The following is a 14,488-nucleotide window of genomic DNA, read 5'->3' as shown; positions in this document are numbered from 1 at the left end:
GACAACACCGACCAATAATTTAAAAAAGCCATGTTATTGGGTACAGGAGAATAGCCATGAACGAATACGAGTACGAACCTAAGACGGAAGAGGAGCGCCAGCAGATGGAGGAGATGAACGCCAAGGCCGAACGCGGGGAGCGCCTGGACGTCATACCAGGCTCCGTACGACGCAAGGATCCGAACCGCGGAGTGGATGAGGACGAGTTCTTCCGCGACCTCCAGGAGGAATTCGACCAGATGCGCCTGCGCCGGGCCGAGACCACCCGGTGAGGGCGGAGAGCGACAGGCGTGCAGGAAGGGAAAGGAGCGCAAAATGGCCAGGCAAATCACATCCAAGAACCAGGAGGACATCGATGCGATGATCCGCGCAGCCGACCGGGGGGGGGGGGGAGCTGATCCACCACCCGGAGGCCGCCGTCCGGCGGGACCCCGGCGCCCCGCTGCTGACCGACGAGCAGGCCGCATTGCTCATGGCCCAGAGTCTGGTGAATCTGGAGAAGCTGGAGGAGCGGCGGGCCAAGGCACGGACCGCTCGACGCGCCTGAAGGGTCAGGGTGCCCAAGGACCTGGACGACAAGGCCAGCCGGCTGACCAAGAAGGGGGCATCCCCAAGTCGGCCATCATCCGCAAGGCCGTCGCTCGGGACGTCCAGGCCACAGACAAGCAGCCGACAACCGCCTGATGGCCACCGCACCAAGACGCAAGGGCGCCTTCGGAACCCATGAATGACGGGTCCGGGGGTGCCTTCGTTTATGCGGTCATGCGGTTGGCTGCACGTAGGCGATCCCGCAGGGCATGTCCAGGACGGCCAGCCGGTCCTGGGCCATCCTCCTGGTGGACAGATTCTCCACCTCCATGCATGCGGTACAAGCCTGCCGGAGCCGGCAGGAAAGAACAGAGCTGGGCGTGCGCGCCGGAAGAACTGCCGCAGTCAGAAACGAGCATTTCACCGTTATCCCAGAAAGGGTCCGAAACCAGCCCACCACATCCATAAAACACCAGCAATCACAGCCCACCAAACGTAACCACCCAAGCATCAGACCCACCAGCAATCACGAAACCACCATCATCAACACACCCCAAGTGCATCAACCAGCGCAGACAGCAATCACGTCCAGATAAGCCACAATCAGACCAAATTCAAGAGATGGACCTTGAATGTAATTTGAGGGACTTTGAATGCAGCAAACCCTCTTAGCCCCACGCGCATTAAATCTAATCAGAGATCCCTTATATACCTATATACCTATATACCTATACTAGAAAACTTGAATTTTTGATTTTGATTTTGACGGTGGATGACTTCGCTTCGCGGTCATTGGAGAGACGCCCATCGAGAAGCTGCGCGAACAGATTAAGAGCGTGGCCGGGGAACTGCAATCCTTGCTGGACGAAACAAGGAGACCTGGACGAGAACCCGAACCAGAGCAACAAGGAGGACCTGAGCGCACGACTGCGCGAGGCGAGGCAGGTCTCGAGGAGCTCAGAAACTACCAGAGCGCGCAGATACGGCTCGCCTTCAGCAGCCAGTTGAACCTCAAGGAGCAGTTGGAGGCGATAACCTGCACGACGGAACAGGCCAACCAGATGCTGCTGACCAGTTTGCAGCGATTAGAGGACTTAGGCGACAGGCAGAACGAAGCCTCAAGGAAGGTCATCCTCTCTGGCTACAAGGCGTTCGAGGAGAGCGTGGAGCAAACGGCCAGCAGGAATGAAACACAGCTCAGGAAGATGCACGACGAGCAGCGGCGCGTGAACGAGCGGCCCTTGAGGCTGCAGAGCGAGCAGAAAAGCAGGCTCGACTCGCTCGCCCACAACGTCCACGGCACCTCGACGAGGCCCTGGCCTCACTCGATAGACAACAGGCCAGCGAGCAGATCGGACGATTGAGCATCCGACTCGACTGACACCAGATCCGCAAATGGCTGACCGCCGGCATCCCCCCAGTGTCATCACCAGCGGGATCCTCTACATGATTCCGCACTGCATCCACTAAACATCCCATGCTCATAGTGTGAGTGTAGCCAAGCAAACTGGTCTTGGATGTATTGTTCGAATTCCGGCAGGGGTATTGTTCCAGGAGTGGTGGCGTCATCGTACCAGTTCGGATTTCCACATCGGTGTCAGTGACATGAGAGCAGTCTCAATGTGTGAGAGGCCGGAATGAGTTAGCTGTGTTTATGGAGTAAAATAGTCAGCGGTAGAATGTTTTCGCCTCATATTTGCTTTCAAAGGAGAAGCCTATGAGGAAGTTTGGGAAAGTTGTTGCTTCATCACTGGCAGCTCCTGCCTTGTCGGCTGGAATGGTGTCTGCACCGCATCACCGGTGATGCGGTGCAGACACATGCCGGCAGGACTGCTCTTTGTTTTGGGTGGGTGAGTTGATTTGCGAATTCACTGGATTCAACGGTTGACGATTTGGGCTTCCTTGATTCTCACCATGGTGGTGACATTCGAGATGCTTATCACCATCGACCAGGAGCTTCCTGCGGGTACTGGTACCTCTTTCACCGTCGAGAGGGTTGATACCGCGACGAAGGCGGATGCTGTGCGTGCGATTGCCCAAGCTTCAAGAACTTTGGGGATCAATGTCTTCAAGATCCAACCTTCATTTCGTAACTCAATGAATTCTCGTGTTCTCGTGGCCTTTGTGGGTGACCAAAAGTCTTTTCAACGAAATGGAGGGTACGATTATCCTTCCTTTTCAACGCGTGGCCAGTCAACGAAGGTGGTTTCTTTTGAAGAGATTACCACCCAGGACTTGCGCGGAAGCTATGCGACCAATGCGGATAGGTCGCATATGGAACAGCTCGCCAAGGCTTTGTCACGTTCTCGGATAGTGGTTGACGAATCACGAGGCCTCTGGATGAATGCGACGGTATACGCGTTAGGAAAGGGTGGCCTTTGGGCGGGAGTCGCTATCATCGCCATCACATTGGTGGTGTCCACCGCGTATTCCCTATCCAGGAACAGGAAGATACATGCGGTCAAGGCGATGCACGGTTATACCAGCGGAAGGATACTCGTCGGCGAGCTGGTTCCGCTGCTCGCCACGCTCGCCGTGGGATTGATGACAATTGCCTTGATGGGATTGCCTTTCCTCTGGCTTGTCAACGGCTTCCACCAGATTTGGCGACTCCTCCGAGCGCTGCTTATCGCCGTGGCTGTATTGACAGCATATCTTGTCTTCCTGGCGTTGGCTTTAGGTGGTGCCAGTACATTCCGCGATCGAATACCCGCCGTTCTCAACGGAGAGGGCGACGAACTCCGTGATGGCATCATCGCGGGTTTTGCCCAGTTCATGGTGGTGGCTGTTCTCTTTGGCACCATCAGCGGGTCTCTGAATAGGATCAGCGCGGTACGGAGCACCAGCCGGTCCCTGGCACAGTGGTCTCGCATCTCGGATCAATATGTCCTGAGGCTGTCAGTCAACACCAACACCCCACACGAGGATGGGCTCCGGGCAGCGCCTCCCCTGATGAAAGTGATCGAGGATCTTGACAGCAGAGGGAAGGTGATGTTGGTCGGGTATAACGGTGACTCCGTTTTTTCCGATGATGGCAACGATGATCCTTATGAACCGGACGGATCCGATTCGGTGATAGTGAGCCCGAACTATCTCGACAAACAACCCATTGCCGGACTTGATGGGAAACCGGTTAGAGTGGTTGGAAAAGATATCGGGGCTTTCACACTCCTGGTGCCTTCATCATATAAAAGGGACCCCGGAGCCTTGTTGAAGGAATACGCCGAATATTTCAAGGGAAAGTGCCAACTGGGTGTCACCCAGAAACAGAAACGACATTCCTGCAACCCTCACGGCGTCCTGGTCCGCACACGTTCGGGCCAAGACATATCCCTCTTCTCGGGAACGCAGTTCATGCCTGCGGAAGATCAGCAGAAGCTGTCTTTGAAGGATCCAGTGGTAGCCGTCACATCCCCATCGTCAGGGTTGATGAGCCCCATGGTATACCTGTCATACACATCAAGCGATAGTGTATTGTTCTCTGATCCGGAACTCTTGCAAAGCAAGCTGGACCATTATGGAATCTCCGGATACTTCCAGGGTATTGATAACGCCAAGGACTCGGTAGCGTATACGTTGTCATTATCCCGGAACGAGCAACGCGGGGACATCATAGCCATATCGTTCGGTCTGGCCGCTGCCATGATGGCCATCCTTGTGTGCTCGGCCGCGTATTGTGCAAGGCGGCGCAGACTCTCCTTCGTCCAATTCATCCATGGATACGGGTTCTTCAGAAGACATGGAGGCTTTCTTGTCATGCAGAATACCGGGGTGCTGCTGGTCCTCATGGCAGTCGGCATTATCGGCTCGATGAACAAGGTTGCGGATCTGGTGGCTGGAGCATTGCTCTTCGCCGGATCCAGCCTCATCATGGCCATTACCGTATCGGCATACGAATCAAGGTTCCGTGCCGACGACATCAAACGCCTGTGAATCCGCGGTGCGGAGGGAGATGCATATGACAGACGCAGGCAGGCAGCCGACATTGCAAGTCGAAGGACTTACCAAGAGATTTGCGGAACACACGTTATGGTCGAGGCTGTCCTTCGACGCTGGACCCGGTTCCATAGTCGCAGTGAGCGGGCCGTCCGGCGCAGGCAAGACGACCCTGCTCAACTGCATCGGCTTGTTGGAGGACTTCGATGAAGGATCGGTCACTTACAATGAAAGGACATTCCGTTCCGGTTATTTGCATAAGAGCCGGAAGGGGCAGCGGGTGTGTCTTCGCGAAAAGATAGGATTCCTATTCCAGAACTATGGTCTTGTCGAACAGTGGAATGTATCGCGTAACCTGCAGATCCCACTCAAAATAAAGAAGCGCGAGCATCGCAAGGAACGGGACGAACGAATCGAAAGCGTACTTGACATCGTCGGAATGAATGGCGCGCAGAAGAAAAAGATTTACACCCTATCGGGCGGGGAACAACAGAGAATCGCCCTCGCGAGGCTCCTGCTCAAACAGCCGGGTGTCATTCTTGCAGACGAGCCGACTTCTGCGCTGGATCAAGACAACGCCAACGTCGTCATACACATACTATGCGAACTTGCCCAACAAGGCTCTGCCGTCATCATCTCAACACACAATGAGGAAATAAAGAAAATCTGTTCATCGATCATCGAAATAGGCTGATACACCCACGTCCTCCACCCGCAGACCGTGACGACCCCGGGGAAGGGCATTACCCGCATCCGGCCGTACAGGGAGAAGGCCAGGCTGCTCATGGTGCGGATAAGCACCCAAGTCGTGCGCCAGAAGAAGCACAACACCAGCCGCGTCATCATGCTCCCCTCCACAGGCCGAGACACGGAATTCGCTCCAGAACCAAATGGGCTCGAACTACGCCAAAACACGAAACTTCGTCACCAGATTCAAACAGTCGCTGAAGCATGTGGCCGCTCTCTGGGTCGCGGCCCTGACCGATGCCGGCGCAGAGGGCAGGCCTCATGAGAGCATCAAGAAAGGGACTCCGACTGTGATGAGACGCAAGGCAGCACAAGAATCGCCATAGATTGGACCTTCAAGAACCAGCAGGGCCCATCAGCCAAGCCCAGCAAAGGCATCGGCGATTCCGACTGTTCTCGCGGCGATGATCATTGTCCATCATTGTCCCCGAACATCGGATGCCGGGCACGGGCACCGGATCCAATCTTGACATAGTGCTCAGTAGTTCTGATGGACCTGGAAGCCTCGACTGCGCAAGGTATCCAAAATCTGGGTGATGTGGTCGGGGCCGTTGGTCTCCACGGTCACCTCCAAGAGCACGCCGTTGTCATAGTGGCCGGAGGATTTGAACTGGTCGTGGTTGAGCTCGATCACATTGGCACGCAGATCGGCCAGGACCGTGGCCACCTTGACCAGCTGACCAGGAACGTCGGGCAGCTCCACGCCGAACTGCATGATGCGCCCGCGGGAGATCATCCCCCGCTGGATGACCGCACCCATGGTGACAGTGTCGATGTTACCGCCAGAGATGATGGGGACAATCACATGCGGCCCTGGGGCCGACCGGAAGACATCGGACTGCAGATCCAACTGTCCCAGGGCTGCCAGGGAGACGGCGCCAGCTGCCTCGACCACCAGTTTGTGCTTCTCCAGCATGAATAGGATCATCTCGGAGATGTCGCTTTCGGTCACCTGGACCAGATCATCCATATAGCGGCTGAGCAGGGCATAGTTCAGATCGCCGGGACGCCTGACGGCCACGCCCTCGGCGGCCGTACGCATCTGATCCGCTGCGATCACATGACCAGCTGTCAGAGATTCACGCCAGGCCGGAGAACCGACCGGGGTGGCTCCGATGACCCTGACGTCTGGCTTGAAAGTCTTTACAGCGAGCGCCACTCCGGCGCCCAGCCCGCCCCCACCCAGGGGAACCACGATATCGGTGACATCGGGCACGTCCTGAAGAATCTCCATGGCGATGGTTCCCTGACCGCAGACGACCTCGTAGTCGTCAAAAGGCGGGACGAAGGTCATGCCGCGATCACGTGCCAGACCCAAGGCGTAGTCAGAGCTTTCATCGAAGACCTCGCCCTGCAGGACAACCTCGGCACCATAGGCCCGAGTGGCATCGACTTTGAGGGGCGGCGTGATCCGGGGCATGACAATCGTGGCCTTCGCGCCCCGGCTGCGGGCAGCAAAAGCCACCCCCTGGGCATGATTGCCAGCGGAAGCGGTGACGATCCCGCGATCCAGCTCGTCCTGATTCAGCGAGGCCACCTTGTTGTAAGCTCCGCGAATCTTGAAGGATCCGGTCAGCTGCAGATTCTCCGGCTTGAGCAGAACACGATGGCCTATCCGAGCACCCAGGTCATCGGATTCCTCGATAAGGGTATGACGGGCCACACCTTCCAGACGTTGGGCGGCTTTGCGCAGATCAGCGGCATGATCGGACTCAAGACAGGCAGTGATTGTTGAAGTATCCATGCTCCAAGTATGGTCGGCCGGGCCCGACCAATGGGGTCATCCGTCAACATGGTGGACACCTAAACATACTGAAAATCCAAAACATGTGAGCAATCGAACGTTTGGGCACCCGAGGACCGAACAGGCATGAGAGCGGATCTGAAACAACCAAAAACAACTAGACCAACAACCAAGCAAACAACAAATGAATCAGTTCCGACAGACAGATTGGTACGCCGATGCGACCGAGTCGGGCAAACAAGTGGGCATGATGGATGAACAAAAAGTCCGTCTGCAGCCAATAGTTGCCGACAGCCCTCACCAGTCGCCACCAACAGGCAACGGTCGCAACCGACCGCCAATGGTCATCCGTCTGTGGTCGCCACAAGCCGTCACCGGTGGGTGGCAATTGCCAACAGCCCGCCCGTGAACTTGACGGACTTCACGAGCAGTCACCGGCGACGGCCGGCGGCCGTCTGCCTCACTTCTCGTCAGTGAGCTGGGCATGCGCCTCGTCGACCACGGTATGGTCGTCGCGGAAGTCATGGGAGGCCACGGGCTCATTGGAGTCACGGGCCACACCGGCACCCAGGTCGGCCAGCAGCAAAGTGACCGCGGTCGGGTCATTGACCCGCAACCGGGCCTTGGTCTGGCCCGGCCCAACCTTGATGGTCCAGCCCTTATCGGGCATGACGGCGAACATGGTCTCGTCCGTTTCATCGTCGCCCAAGGCCATCATGAAGTCGTAATCATCGCTGTTGACGAAGGGCAGGATGGCCTGACCCTTGCTGGTGGCCACAGGGGTGACCTCGACGACCTTGGAGTTCTCCATGATCATCAGCCCCAGGCCGACCACTACTCCGCGCAGGCGATGGAGCAGATCCTGACGCTCCTGTTCCGCCACCTGGGCATCGCTCATCCGGTAGTGCCAGGCCACCGCATCGGACTTGCTCTCCACAAAGGAGTTGGGGACCCTGGTGGCCGACTCATCCATGATGGGCCGGATCACCTTCTGCCAGGTATCGGAGTCGGGCAGGCCTTGCGCCCGCTGCCACTCGTCCGATTCGCTGCCGGGCAGGTTGCGGTTCCAGGCGCCATGCTCGGCAATCAGCCCCACCGGCAGGTCGCCGAACCAGTCCTGCATGATCTGATGGCTGCGGCCGGAGACCAGCAGGAAGTCCACATCGGGATTGCTTCCCACCTGGGTCAGCAGGCGGCGAAGGGCCTGGGTGGGCTTGGCCCGCTCAGGACGGCGAACAAGCGGGGTCAGCGTCCCGTCATAGTCGCACAGGACCAGACGACGATGGGCGCCGTCCCACTGACGAACGATGGCGTTGTGGTGATCCATACGCAGCCTCCTGTCTGTCATGCCCGGAGTGGATACCTGCCGCAGGGAGTCGAGGAATGAGGTGCACCAGTTGGCTGCGGTGCGCACCTTGAGCCGGGCCTGCATGCGGATGTTGCGCCGCTTGGACTCCTCGGGGGTGATTTCCAGGGCGTTGTGCAGGGCCTCGCAGACCATGTCGATGTCGTAGGGATTGACGATGAAGGCATCGGTCAGCTCGTCGGCAGCCCCGCACATATCCGACAGGACCAAGGTGCCGTCGCGTCCGTCATGGCAGGCCAGGTACTCCTTGGCCACCAGGTTCATCCCGTCACGCAGGGGGGTGACCAGGGCTACGTCTCCAGCCGTGTAGATGCCGCAGACCGGCTTGATGGACAGGGAGCGGGTGATGTAATGGATGGGGGTCCAGGCCAACAGGGAGTAGCGGCCGTTGATCTCCCCCACCAACTGGTCCACCTGGGCCTTGAGCCGCTGATAGGACTCGACGACCTCGCGCGAGGGGGTGGCCAGCAGGTAGTAAGTGACATGGCCCACCCACTCAGGGTACTTGTCCAGCATGCGGCCGAAGGCCTGAAGCCGCTCGGGCAGACCCTTGGTGTAGTCCAGCCGGTCCACCGAAACGATGACCTTGTTGGAGCGGCTGCCCACCGAGGAAGCCGCCTGCTTGGCCAGCGTGGACTCGGGGATGTCCTTCTCCATGTAGTGGCTCCACCAGTTGGCGTCCGATGTGGCGGCTTCGTTGGCCGCCACGCCCTCGGCAGTCACCGAGGTGCGGTAGCGATGACGGGGTGACTTGCCGCAGACCTCATCGATTCCTCGACGCATGGCCCGGGCCAGGCCGGAGTGGGCGGTACGCCGGTAGAGGTTGTAGTCGATGCCGATGGGGAAGGCGTCGATGGCCGCTCGGTGGCCGTCAGGCATCTCGACCACGCCGTCCCGGTTGACCGGCAGTTCGGGCAGCAGCCTGTGCAGCGAAGCCAGGAAGCTGGCGGAGAAGTCCACTGTGTGGAAGCCGATCAGGTTGGCGCCCAGGACGCCCTCCAGGATCTCGCGGCTCCAGGGCAGGGAGCGGAAGATCTCGGCGCTGGGGAAGGGCACGTGCAGGAACCAGCCGATGGAGGCATCAGGGTAACGTTCGCGCAACATCTTGGGCAGGAGCATCAGGTGGTAGTCCTGGACCCAGATGGTGTCGCCCTTGCGGATGAGCGGCTCCACCACCTGTGCAAAACGCATGTTGACCTTGCGGTACATCTCCCAGTCCTCCTGGCGGAAGACGGCCTCGTGCGAGAAGTCATGGAAGAGCGGCCAGAGGGTGTTGTTGGAGAACCCGGCGTAGTATCCGTTCAGCTCCTCCTTGCTCAGGAAGATAGGAATGCACCGGCTCTCCCGGTAGGCCTGACGGATGCGGTCCAGCTCCTTTTCCGAGTACTTCTGAGGATCGATGCCGCTCCAGCCGATCCAGAGGCAGTCCTTATGGGAACGGTGGTAGGGGCCGATGGCCGTGGCCAGTCCCCCCACGTTCTGGTGCAAGGTGTAGGAGCCGTCTTCCTGCGCCTGCAGTGACATGGGCAAACGATTGGAGACAATGATCAGACGAGACATGCAACCCGCTTTCTATTCCCGTCCGTACCGGAATCGTCGGGATTGACCACGGCGCGGACCCATCGCCCCTGGACCCGGGGGACCCATCCGGTCCCACAGGCCCATCGGGGCATCGCTGACTTCCACTCTAGCCTGGAAGTTGTGCCGGCGACGGGGTTTCCTCAGAGTCGGTAGACGAAACCCTCCCATGGGGAGAGACGACCGGTCAGCAGTGAGCTGGCAGTTTGCTCGGGCCGGTAGGTGGATATGAGGATCCGGTCGGGGTCCACAGCCCCAAGAGCCATAGAGGTGAATCCGGTCTGGTCCAAGCCCAGAAGCGCTGCGGTTTCAGGAGGCAGCGAGGCCGGGCGGCTGCTCAGATTGACCACAACCAGCAGGCGCAGGCAGGGCAGGGCATCCAGAACACTGGCAGCCTCGGGTCCCGACTTGGGCTCCGGCGCCTGGTCCAGGCAACGGGTGAATGAGTAAATCTGGTCCGCATCCGGATCCAGAAGGGTGAAGTCGCCGGCCGCCACGACCGGATTGGTATGACGCAGACGAATCAGCTCACGGTAGAAGGCCAGGACCGATTCAGGGTCACGCAGCTCGGTCTTGGCATTGACCTTGTCCCGGTTGGCATTGACGGCCAGCCAGGGCTCCTTGGGAGCATAAGAAGCCGTGAAGCCGGCGAACTTGGTGGAATCCCACTGCATGGGGGTGCGGGCATTGTCGCGGCTCATATAGGCCAGGGCGGCCATCATGGACTCCGGATCCTGCTCGTGCGCCTGGTCGACCCGCTGATGGTAGAGGTTGATGGATTCCAGATCCTGGTACTGGTCAAGGCTGGTGAAACCGGCGTTGGTCATGCCCAGCTCCTCGCCCTGATAGATGTAGGGGGTTCCCCGATGCATGTGCAGGAGGAGCCCCAGGGCCTTGGCCGAACGCGAGCGCAGCTCCTCGCTGGAGGTGTCGCCCCAACGGGAGACGATCCTGGGCTGGTCGTGGTTGTCGAAGTAGAGGCTGGCCCATCCGGCCTTGGCCACGGCCTGCTGCTGCTCGTCCATGACCGCCTTGAGCCGGGAGACCTGGAAGGGGCGGATGTCCCACTTGCTGTCCCCGGTGTCAACCTCGGTCTGGGTGAAGAGGAAGAGCATGTCCAGCTCGTGGTTGGCCGGATCGGTGATCTGCCCGCTGCGGGCAGGCGCCAGACTGGGAGCCTCCCCCACGGTCAGGTAACCCTGCCGACCCTGGAAGACCTGGCTGCGCATCTCTTGGAGGAACTCATCCAGCCTGGGGCCGTCCACGCAGAAGGGCACCGAGGACGAGTACCCCTCAGGCCCCACGGGACCGTCAGCGATGGCCGATCCGTCCTCGCCGGGCAGACGACCCTCGGGGTCGACGGTCTTGGAGATCATGACGATCACATCCATGCGGAACCCGTCGATGCCCCGGTCCATCCACCAATTCATCATGTCGAAGACGGCCTGCCGGACCTGGGGGTTCTCCCAGTTGAGGTCAGGCTGCTTCTTAGAGAACAGGTGCAGGTAGTATTCGCCTCGCTGTGGATCGTACTGCCAGGCGGAGCCCCCAAAGTAGGACCCCCATTGGTTGGGCTCTGCGCCCGGGGTGCCGGGTTCGTGGCCGGCCTTGGCGGGACGCCACCAGTACCAGTCGGCGTGCGGGTCATCCTTGTTGCGGGAGGCCTGGAACCAGGCGTGCTCGTCCGAGGTGTGGTTGACCACCAGATCCATGACCACCTTGATGCCCCGACGGTGGGCCTGGTCCAAAAGCTCGTCCATATCGTCCATGGTGCCGAAGATGGGGTCGATGTCCTGATAGTCGGAGATGTCGTACCCGTTGTCATCTTGGGGAGATCGGTAGACAGGGCTCAGCCAAATCACGTCCACGCCCAGATCGGCCAGGTAGTCCAGACGCTGGGTAATGCCCGGCAGGTCGCCGTAACCGTCGCCGTTCGTGTCCTGGAAGGACCGTGGATAGATCTGGTAGACCACCGCATTGGCCCACCAGGGGTTGGGGGTGGCTCCGTTGGTCCGCACCCGGTCGGGCAGCTGCATGCGTTCTTCCTGGGTCATGATCCTCCTGGCCGGACGGGTTCGGACGTCCTTGTGCCACCCCCACTATAAATCACCCATTCACCCTTGGTTGGCCTGCTCCTCATGATGGACGCGGAAAGCCAGCTCGGCCAGATGGACGCCGTGGGTCAGGAACTCCTGGGTCCGGCAGACGTAGTCATGCTCGCGTCCCAGACGTGCCAGATAGCCGTTGATGTAATCCACCTCGGTCGGGCGGCCCTTGGACATGTCCTGATACATGGAGGGGTAGTGGAGGGGATTGCCCACGCGGCTGACATAGTCCACCTCGTCCAGGGTCTCCTGACGGGTCTGGATCAGCTGCTTGCCGGCCCGCTCGCAGGCGTCATAGGCCTCGTCGATCAGCTGGCGGGACATATCCTTGGCGCCCGGGTAGGAGATGAACTGGCCCATGGTGATCTGGTACATGGTGCAGATGGTGTTGACCACCGAGTTGAAGATGATCTTGGCCAGGCAGGTGCCCTCGAAGTTCTCGGTCAGGATGGGGTTGAGGTTGGCGGCCTTGAAGTCCTCGGCCATTCCGCGCTCCAGGTCGCTGGTCTGCTCGGTCATGGCGCACAGGTGCATGGAGCCGGCCCCGGATTTGCCGATGAAGTCCACGTCGCCCGGCCCGTTGAGGACTGTGCCGATCATGGCCGTGCCGCCGTAGATGCGCTCCTTGGGGAAGTACTTGAGCAGCTTGTCGAAATGCCCCCAGCCGTTCATGGCCGAGAAGACCACCTGATGGTCGCGGAAGAGCGGTGCGCAACGCTCCAGGACAGCCTCCAGCTGCATCTGCTTGAGCATGACGATCCAGACATCGGGGTCGCCCTTGTAGTCCTCGGGGGTGTAAATGTTGACGGGCACCAAATGACGATTTTCGTGATCGCGGGAGACATAGACGCCTCCCTGGTCATGAACCTTGTCAATATTGGGCATCCAGGTATCCACGAAATCCACCTGCAGGCCGGCCTGCTCCTGCAGCAGCACACCCAGACGATAGCCCATGGCTCCGGCACCGATGACCGTATAACGCATCGAAACACACCCTCTTCATTTTCTTGATTAGACAACGCACCTCCGGGGACCGGCCCGGGGGATACCAAGCAGTATGCCGAGACGGCAGAAGGGAACCAAGGCAACGGTCGCATGGTGGACATAAGGACTGGAATATGCCTGAATTCCTGCACCTTGGAGGACTTGGTCGCATACACGGACATCCCGCCATCCCGACGAAAACGTCGACCTAGGCTGGAACCCATGCAGAAAGAACAGAGAGGAGCCGGAAGGATGGATCGGCGGACCCTGGCCATCCTGATCCTGGTGGGCGTGATCAGCGGATTCCTGTCGGGGATGTTCGGCATCGGCGGCGGATCGATCATCGTGCCTGCCCTGGTATGGACCGGACTGCAGCAACGGCAGGCCTCGGCTACCTCGCTGGCATCCATGATCCCCATGTCGCTGGCCGGTGTGGCCTCCTACGCCCTGGGCGGGCATGTGGACTGGCTGGCCGCCCTGCTGCTGGCCGTGGGCACGGTCATTGGGGCGCAGATCGGCACCTGGCTGCTGGACCGGCTTCCAGAGGTGATACTCAGGTGGCTCTATGTGGGCTTCCTGATGGCAGTCATTGCCCAGCAGCTGCTGTCCACGCCCTCCAGAGATAGCAGCATCCAGCTGAGCCCGGCGGTGGCTTTGATCATTCTGCTGGTCGGCATCCTGATCGGAACCCTGTCAGGGTTGCTGGGCGTTGGCGGCGGAGCCATAGCGGTCCCTGCCCTGGCTCTGCTGGGCGCCAGCGACCTGATCGCCAGGGGGACCTCCCTGCTGGCCATCCTGCCCAGTTCACTGTCAGGGACATTCACCAACCTGCGGCACCACCTGGTCCACGCCGGTCAGGGGCTGCTTCTAGGCATCGTGGCTGCTCTGACCACGCCGGTGGGCACCTGGGCAGCCTCAGGGGTCAGCGCGCGAGTGGGCGCCAATCTGTTCGCCGCCTACCTCTGCCTGATCGTCCTGCGCTGCATCTGGGCGGCCCTCCAGGTCACCCCGGCCTTCCAGCGGTACAGAGCCAATCACAGCCACCGCTGAAAACAAGACTCAGTCCCGGCGGTGCCGTGTGAAGAAGTCGGCAAGAATCCCGGCGCATGGCTGTTCACACACGCCGCCCAGCACCTCGACCTTTGACCCGGTGTGCGGGTCACGGGGCAGATCCCAGACCGACCCGCAGGCTCCCATCTTGGGGTCCCAGGCGCCGAAGACCACTCTGCTGAAGTGGCAGGCCATCAGGGCTCCGGCACACATGGGGCAGGGCTCCAGGGTGACGACCATGGTGCACCCTGCCAGATCCCAGCCCGCGTCGGATTCCCCGATGGCCTCCATCTCGGCATGAGCCAGGGGACGGCCCAGGGCCTGCCGCTGGTTGAAGCCCCGACCGATGACCCGGCCCGAGGCATCCAAGACCAAGGCGCCCACGGGCACGTCCCCCCGGTCTCCGGCTATCCCAGCCAGCCGCAGGGCCTCCTCCATGGGCGCCTTCCA

The 14,488-nt window shown here is 60.0% G+C and carries 11 protein-coding genes; 6 read left to right on the top strand and 5 right to left on the bottom strand.

The genetic code is table 11. The annotated features are described in order from the left end of the window. Nucleotides 1–56: 56 nt before the first annotated feature. The 5 genes from RAM15_RS00545 to RAM15_RS00525 all read left to right on the top strand — a co-directional run bounded on the left by RAM15_RS00545 (nt 57) and on the right by RAM15_RS00525 (nt 5,158). Nucleotides 57–272, top strand: a complete 216-nt coding sequence (locus RAM15_RS00545) for a hypothetical protein (RefSeq protein ID WP_306221618.1) — start codon at nt 57–59, stop codon at nt 270–272. Nucleotides 273–315: 43 nt separating this feature from the next. Next, nucleotides 316–684, top strand: a complete 369-nt coding sequence (locus tag RAM15_RS00540) for a hypothetical protein (RefSeq protein WP_306221617.1) — start codon at nt 316–318, stop codon at nt 682–684. Between the two features lie 701 nt (nt 685–1,385). After that, nucleotides 1,386–1,892 (top strand): hypothetical protein, encoded by a 507-nt coding sequence (locus RAM15_RS00535; RefSeq protein WP_306221616.1) that lies wholly within the window; start codon nt 1,386–1,388, stop codon nt 1,890–1,892. A 550-nt stretch (nt 1,893–2,442) separates the two neighbouring features. Then, nucleotides 2,443–4,461 carry a bacteriocin-associated integral membrane family protein gene (locus tag RAM15_RS00530; protein ID WP_306221615.1) on the top strand — a complete coding sequence of 673 codons (2,019 nt, stop codon included), beginning with the start codon at nt 2,443–2,445 and terminating at the stop codon, nt 4,459–4,461. Between the two features lie 25 nt (nt 4,462–4,486). Then, nucleotides 4,487–5,158 (top strand): ATP-binding cassette domain-containing protein, encoded by a 672-nt coding sequence (locus RAM15_RS00525; protein WP_306221614.1) that lies wholly within the window; start codon nt 4,487–4,489, stop codon nt 5,156–5,158. A gap of 531 nt (nt 5,159–5,689) precedes the next feature. Here the strand turns inward: RAM15_RS00525 and ilvA are convergent. The 4 genes from ilvA to RAM15_RS00505 form a co-directional block, all read right to left on the bottom strand. Then, on the bottom strand, nt 5,690–6,955 hold the full coding sequence (gene ilvA / locus RAM15_RS00520; RefSeq protein ID WP_306221612.1) for a threonine ammonia-lyase: 1,266 nt from the start codon (nt 6,953–6,955) through the stop codon (nt 5,690–5,692). A gap of 460 nt (nt 6,956–7,415) precedes the next feature. Next, complete coding sequence (locus tag RAM15_RS00515; protein WP_306221610.1) at nt 7,416–9,881, bottom strand: bifunctional alpha,alpha-trehalose-phosphate synthase (UDP-forming)/trehalose-phosphatase; 2,466 nt, start codon at nt 9,879–9,881, stop codon at nt 7,416–7,418. Between the two features lie 161 nt (nt 9,882–10,042). Continuing rightward, entirely contained in the window at nt 10,043–11,953 is a 1,911-nt protein-coding gene (locus RAM15_RS00510) for an alpha-glucosidase (protein WP_306221609.1), read from the bottom strand. A 60-nt stretch (nt 11,954–12,013) separates the two neighbouring features. Then, the gene (locus RAM15_RS00505) at nt 12,014–12,988 is read right to left on the bottom strand and encodes a ketopantoate reductase family protein (protein ID WP_045923818.1); all 975 of its coding nucleotides are present in this window, start codon (nt 12,986–12,988) and stop codon (nt 12,014–12,016) included. Nucleotides 12,989–13,210: 222 nt separating this feature from the next. On the opposite strand from RAM15_RS00505, the gene RAM15_RS00500 reads away from it, so the two are divergent. Continuing rightward, entirely contained in the window at nt 13,211–14,038 is an 828-nt protein-coding gene (locus RAM15_RS00500) for a sulfite exporter TauE/SafE family protein (protein ID WP_306221608.1), read from the top strand. A 9-nt stretch (nt 14,039–14,047) separates the two neighbouring features. Here the strand turns inward: RAM15_RS00500 and RAM15_RS00495 are convergent, their stop codons facing one another. After that, the gene (locus RAM15_RS00495) at nt 14,048–14,476 is read right to left on the bottom strand and encodes a nucleoside deaminase (RefSeq protein ID WP_306221607.1); all 429 of its coding nucleotides are present in this window, start codon (nt 14,474–14,476) and stop codon (nt 14,048–14,050) included. Nucleotides 14,477–14,488: the final 12 nt, after the last annotated feature.

It is taken from the genome of Bifidobacterium asteroides, from assembly GCF_030758775.1.
In the GTDB taxonomy this organism is placed as follows: Bacteria; Actinomycetota; Actinomycetes; order Actinomycetales; family Bifidobacteriaceae; genus Bombiscardovia; species Bombiscardovia kimbladii.
This window is presented reverse-complemented; position numbering and strand designations above follow the sequence as displayed.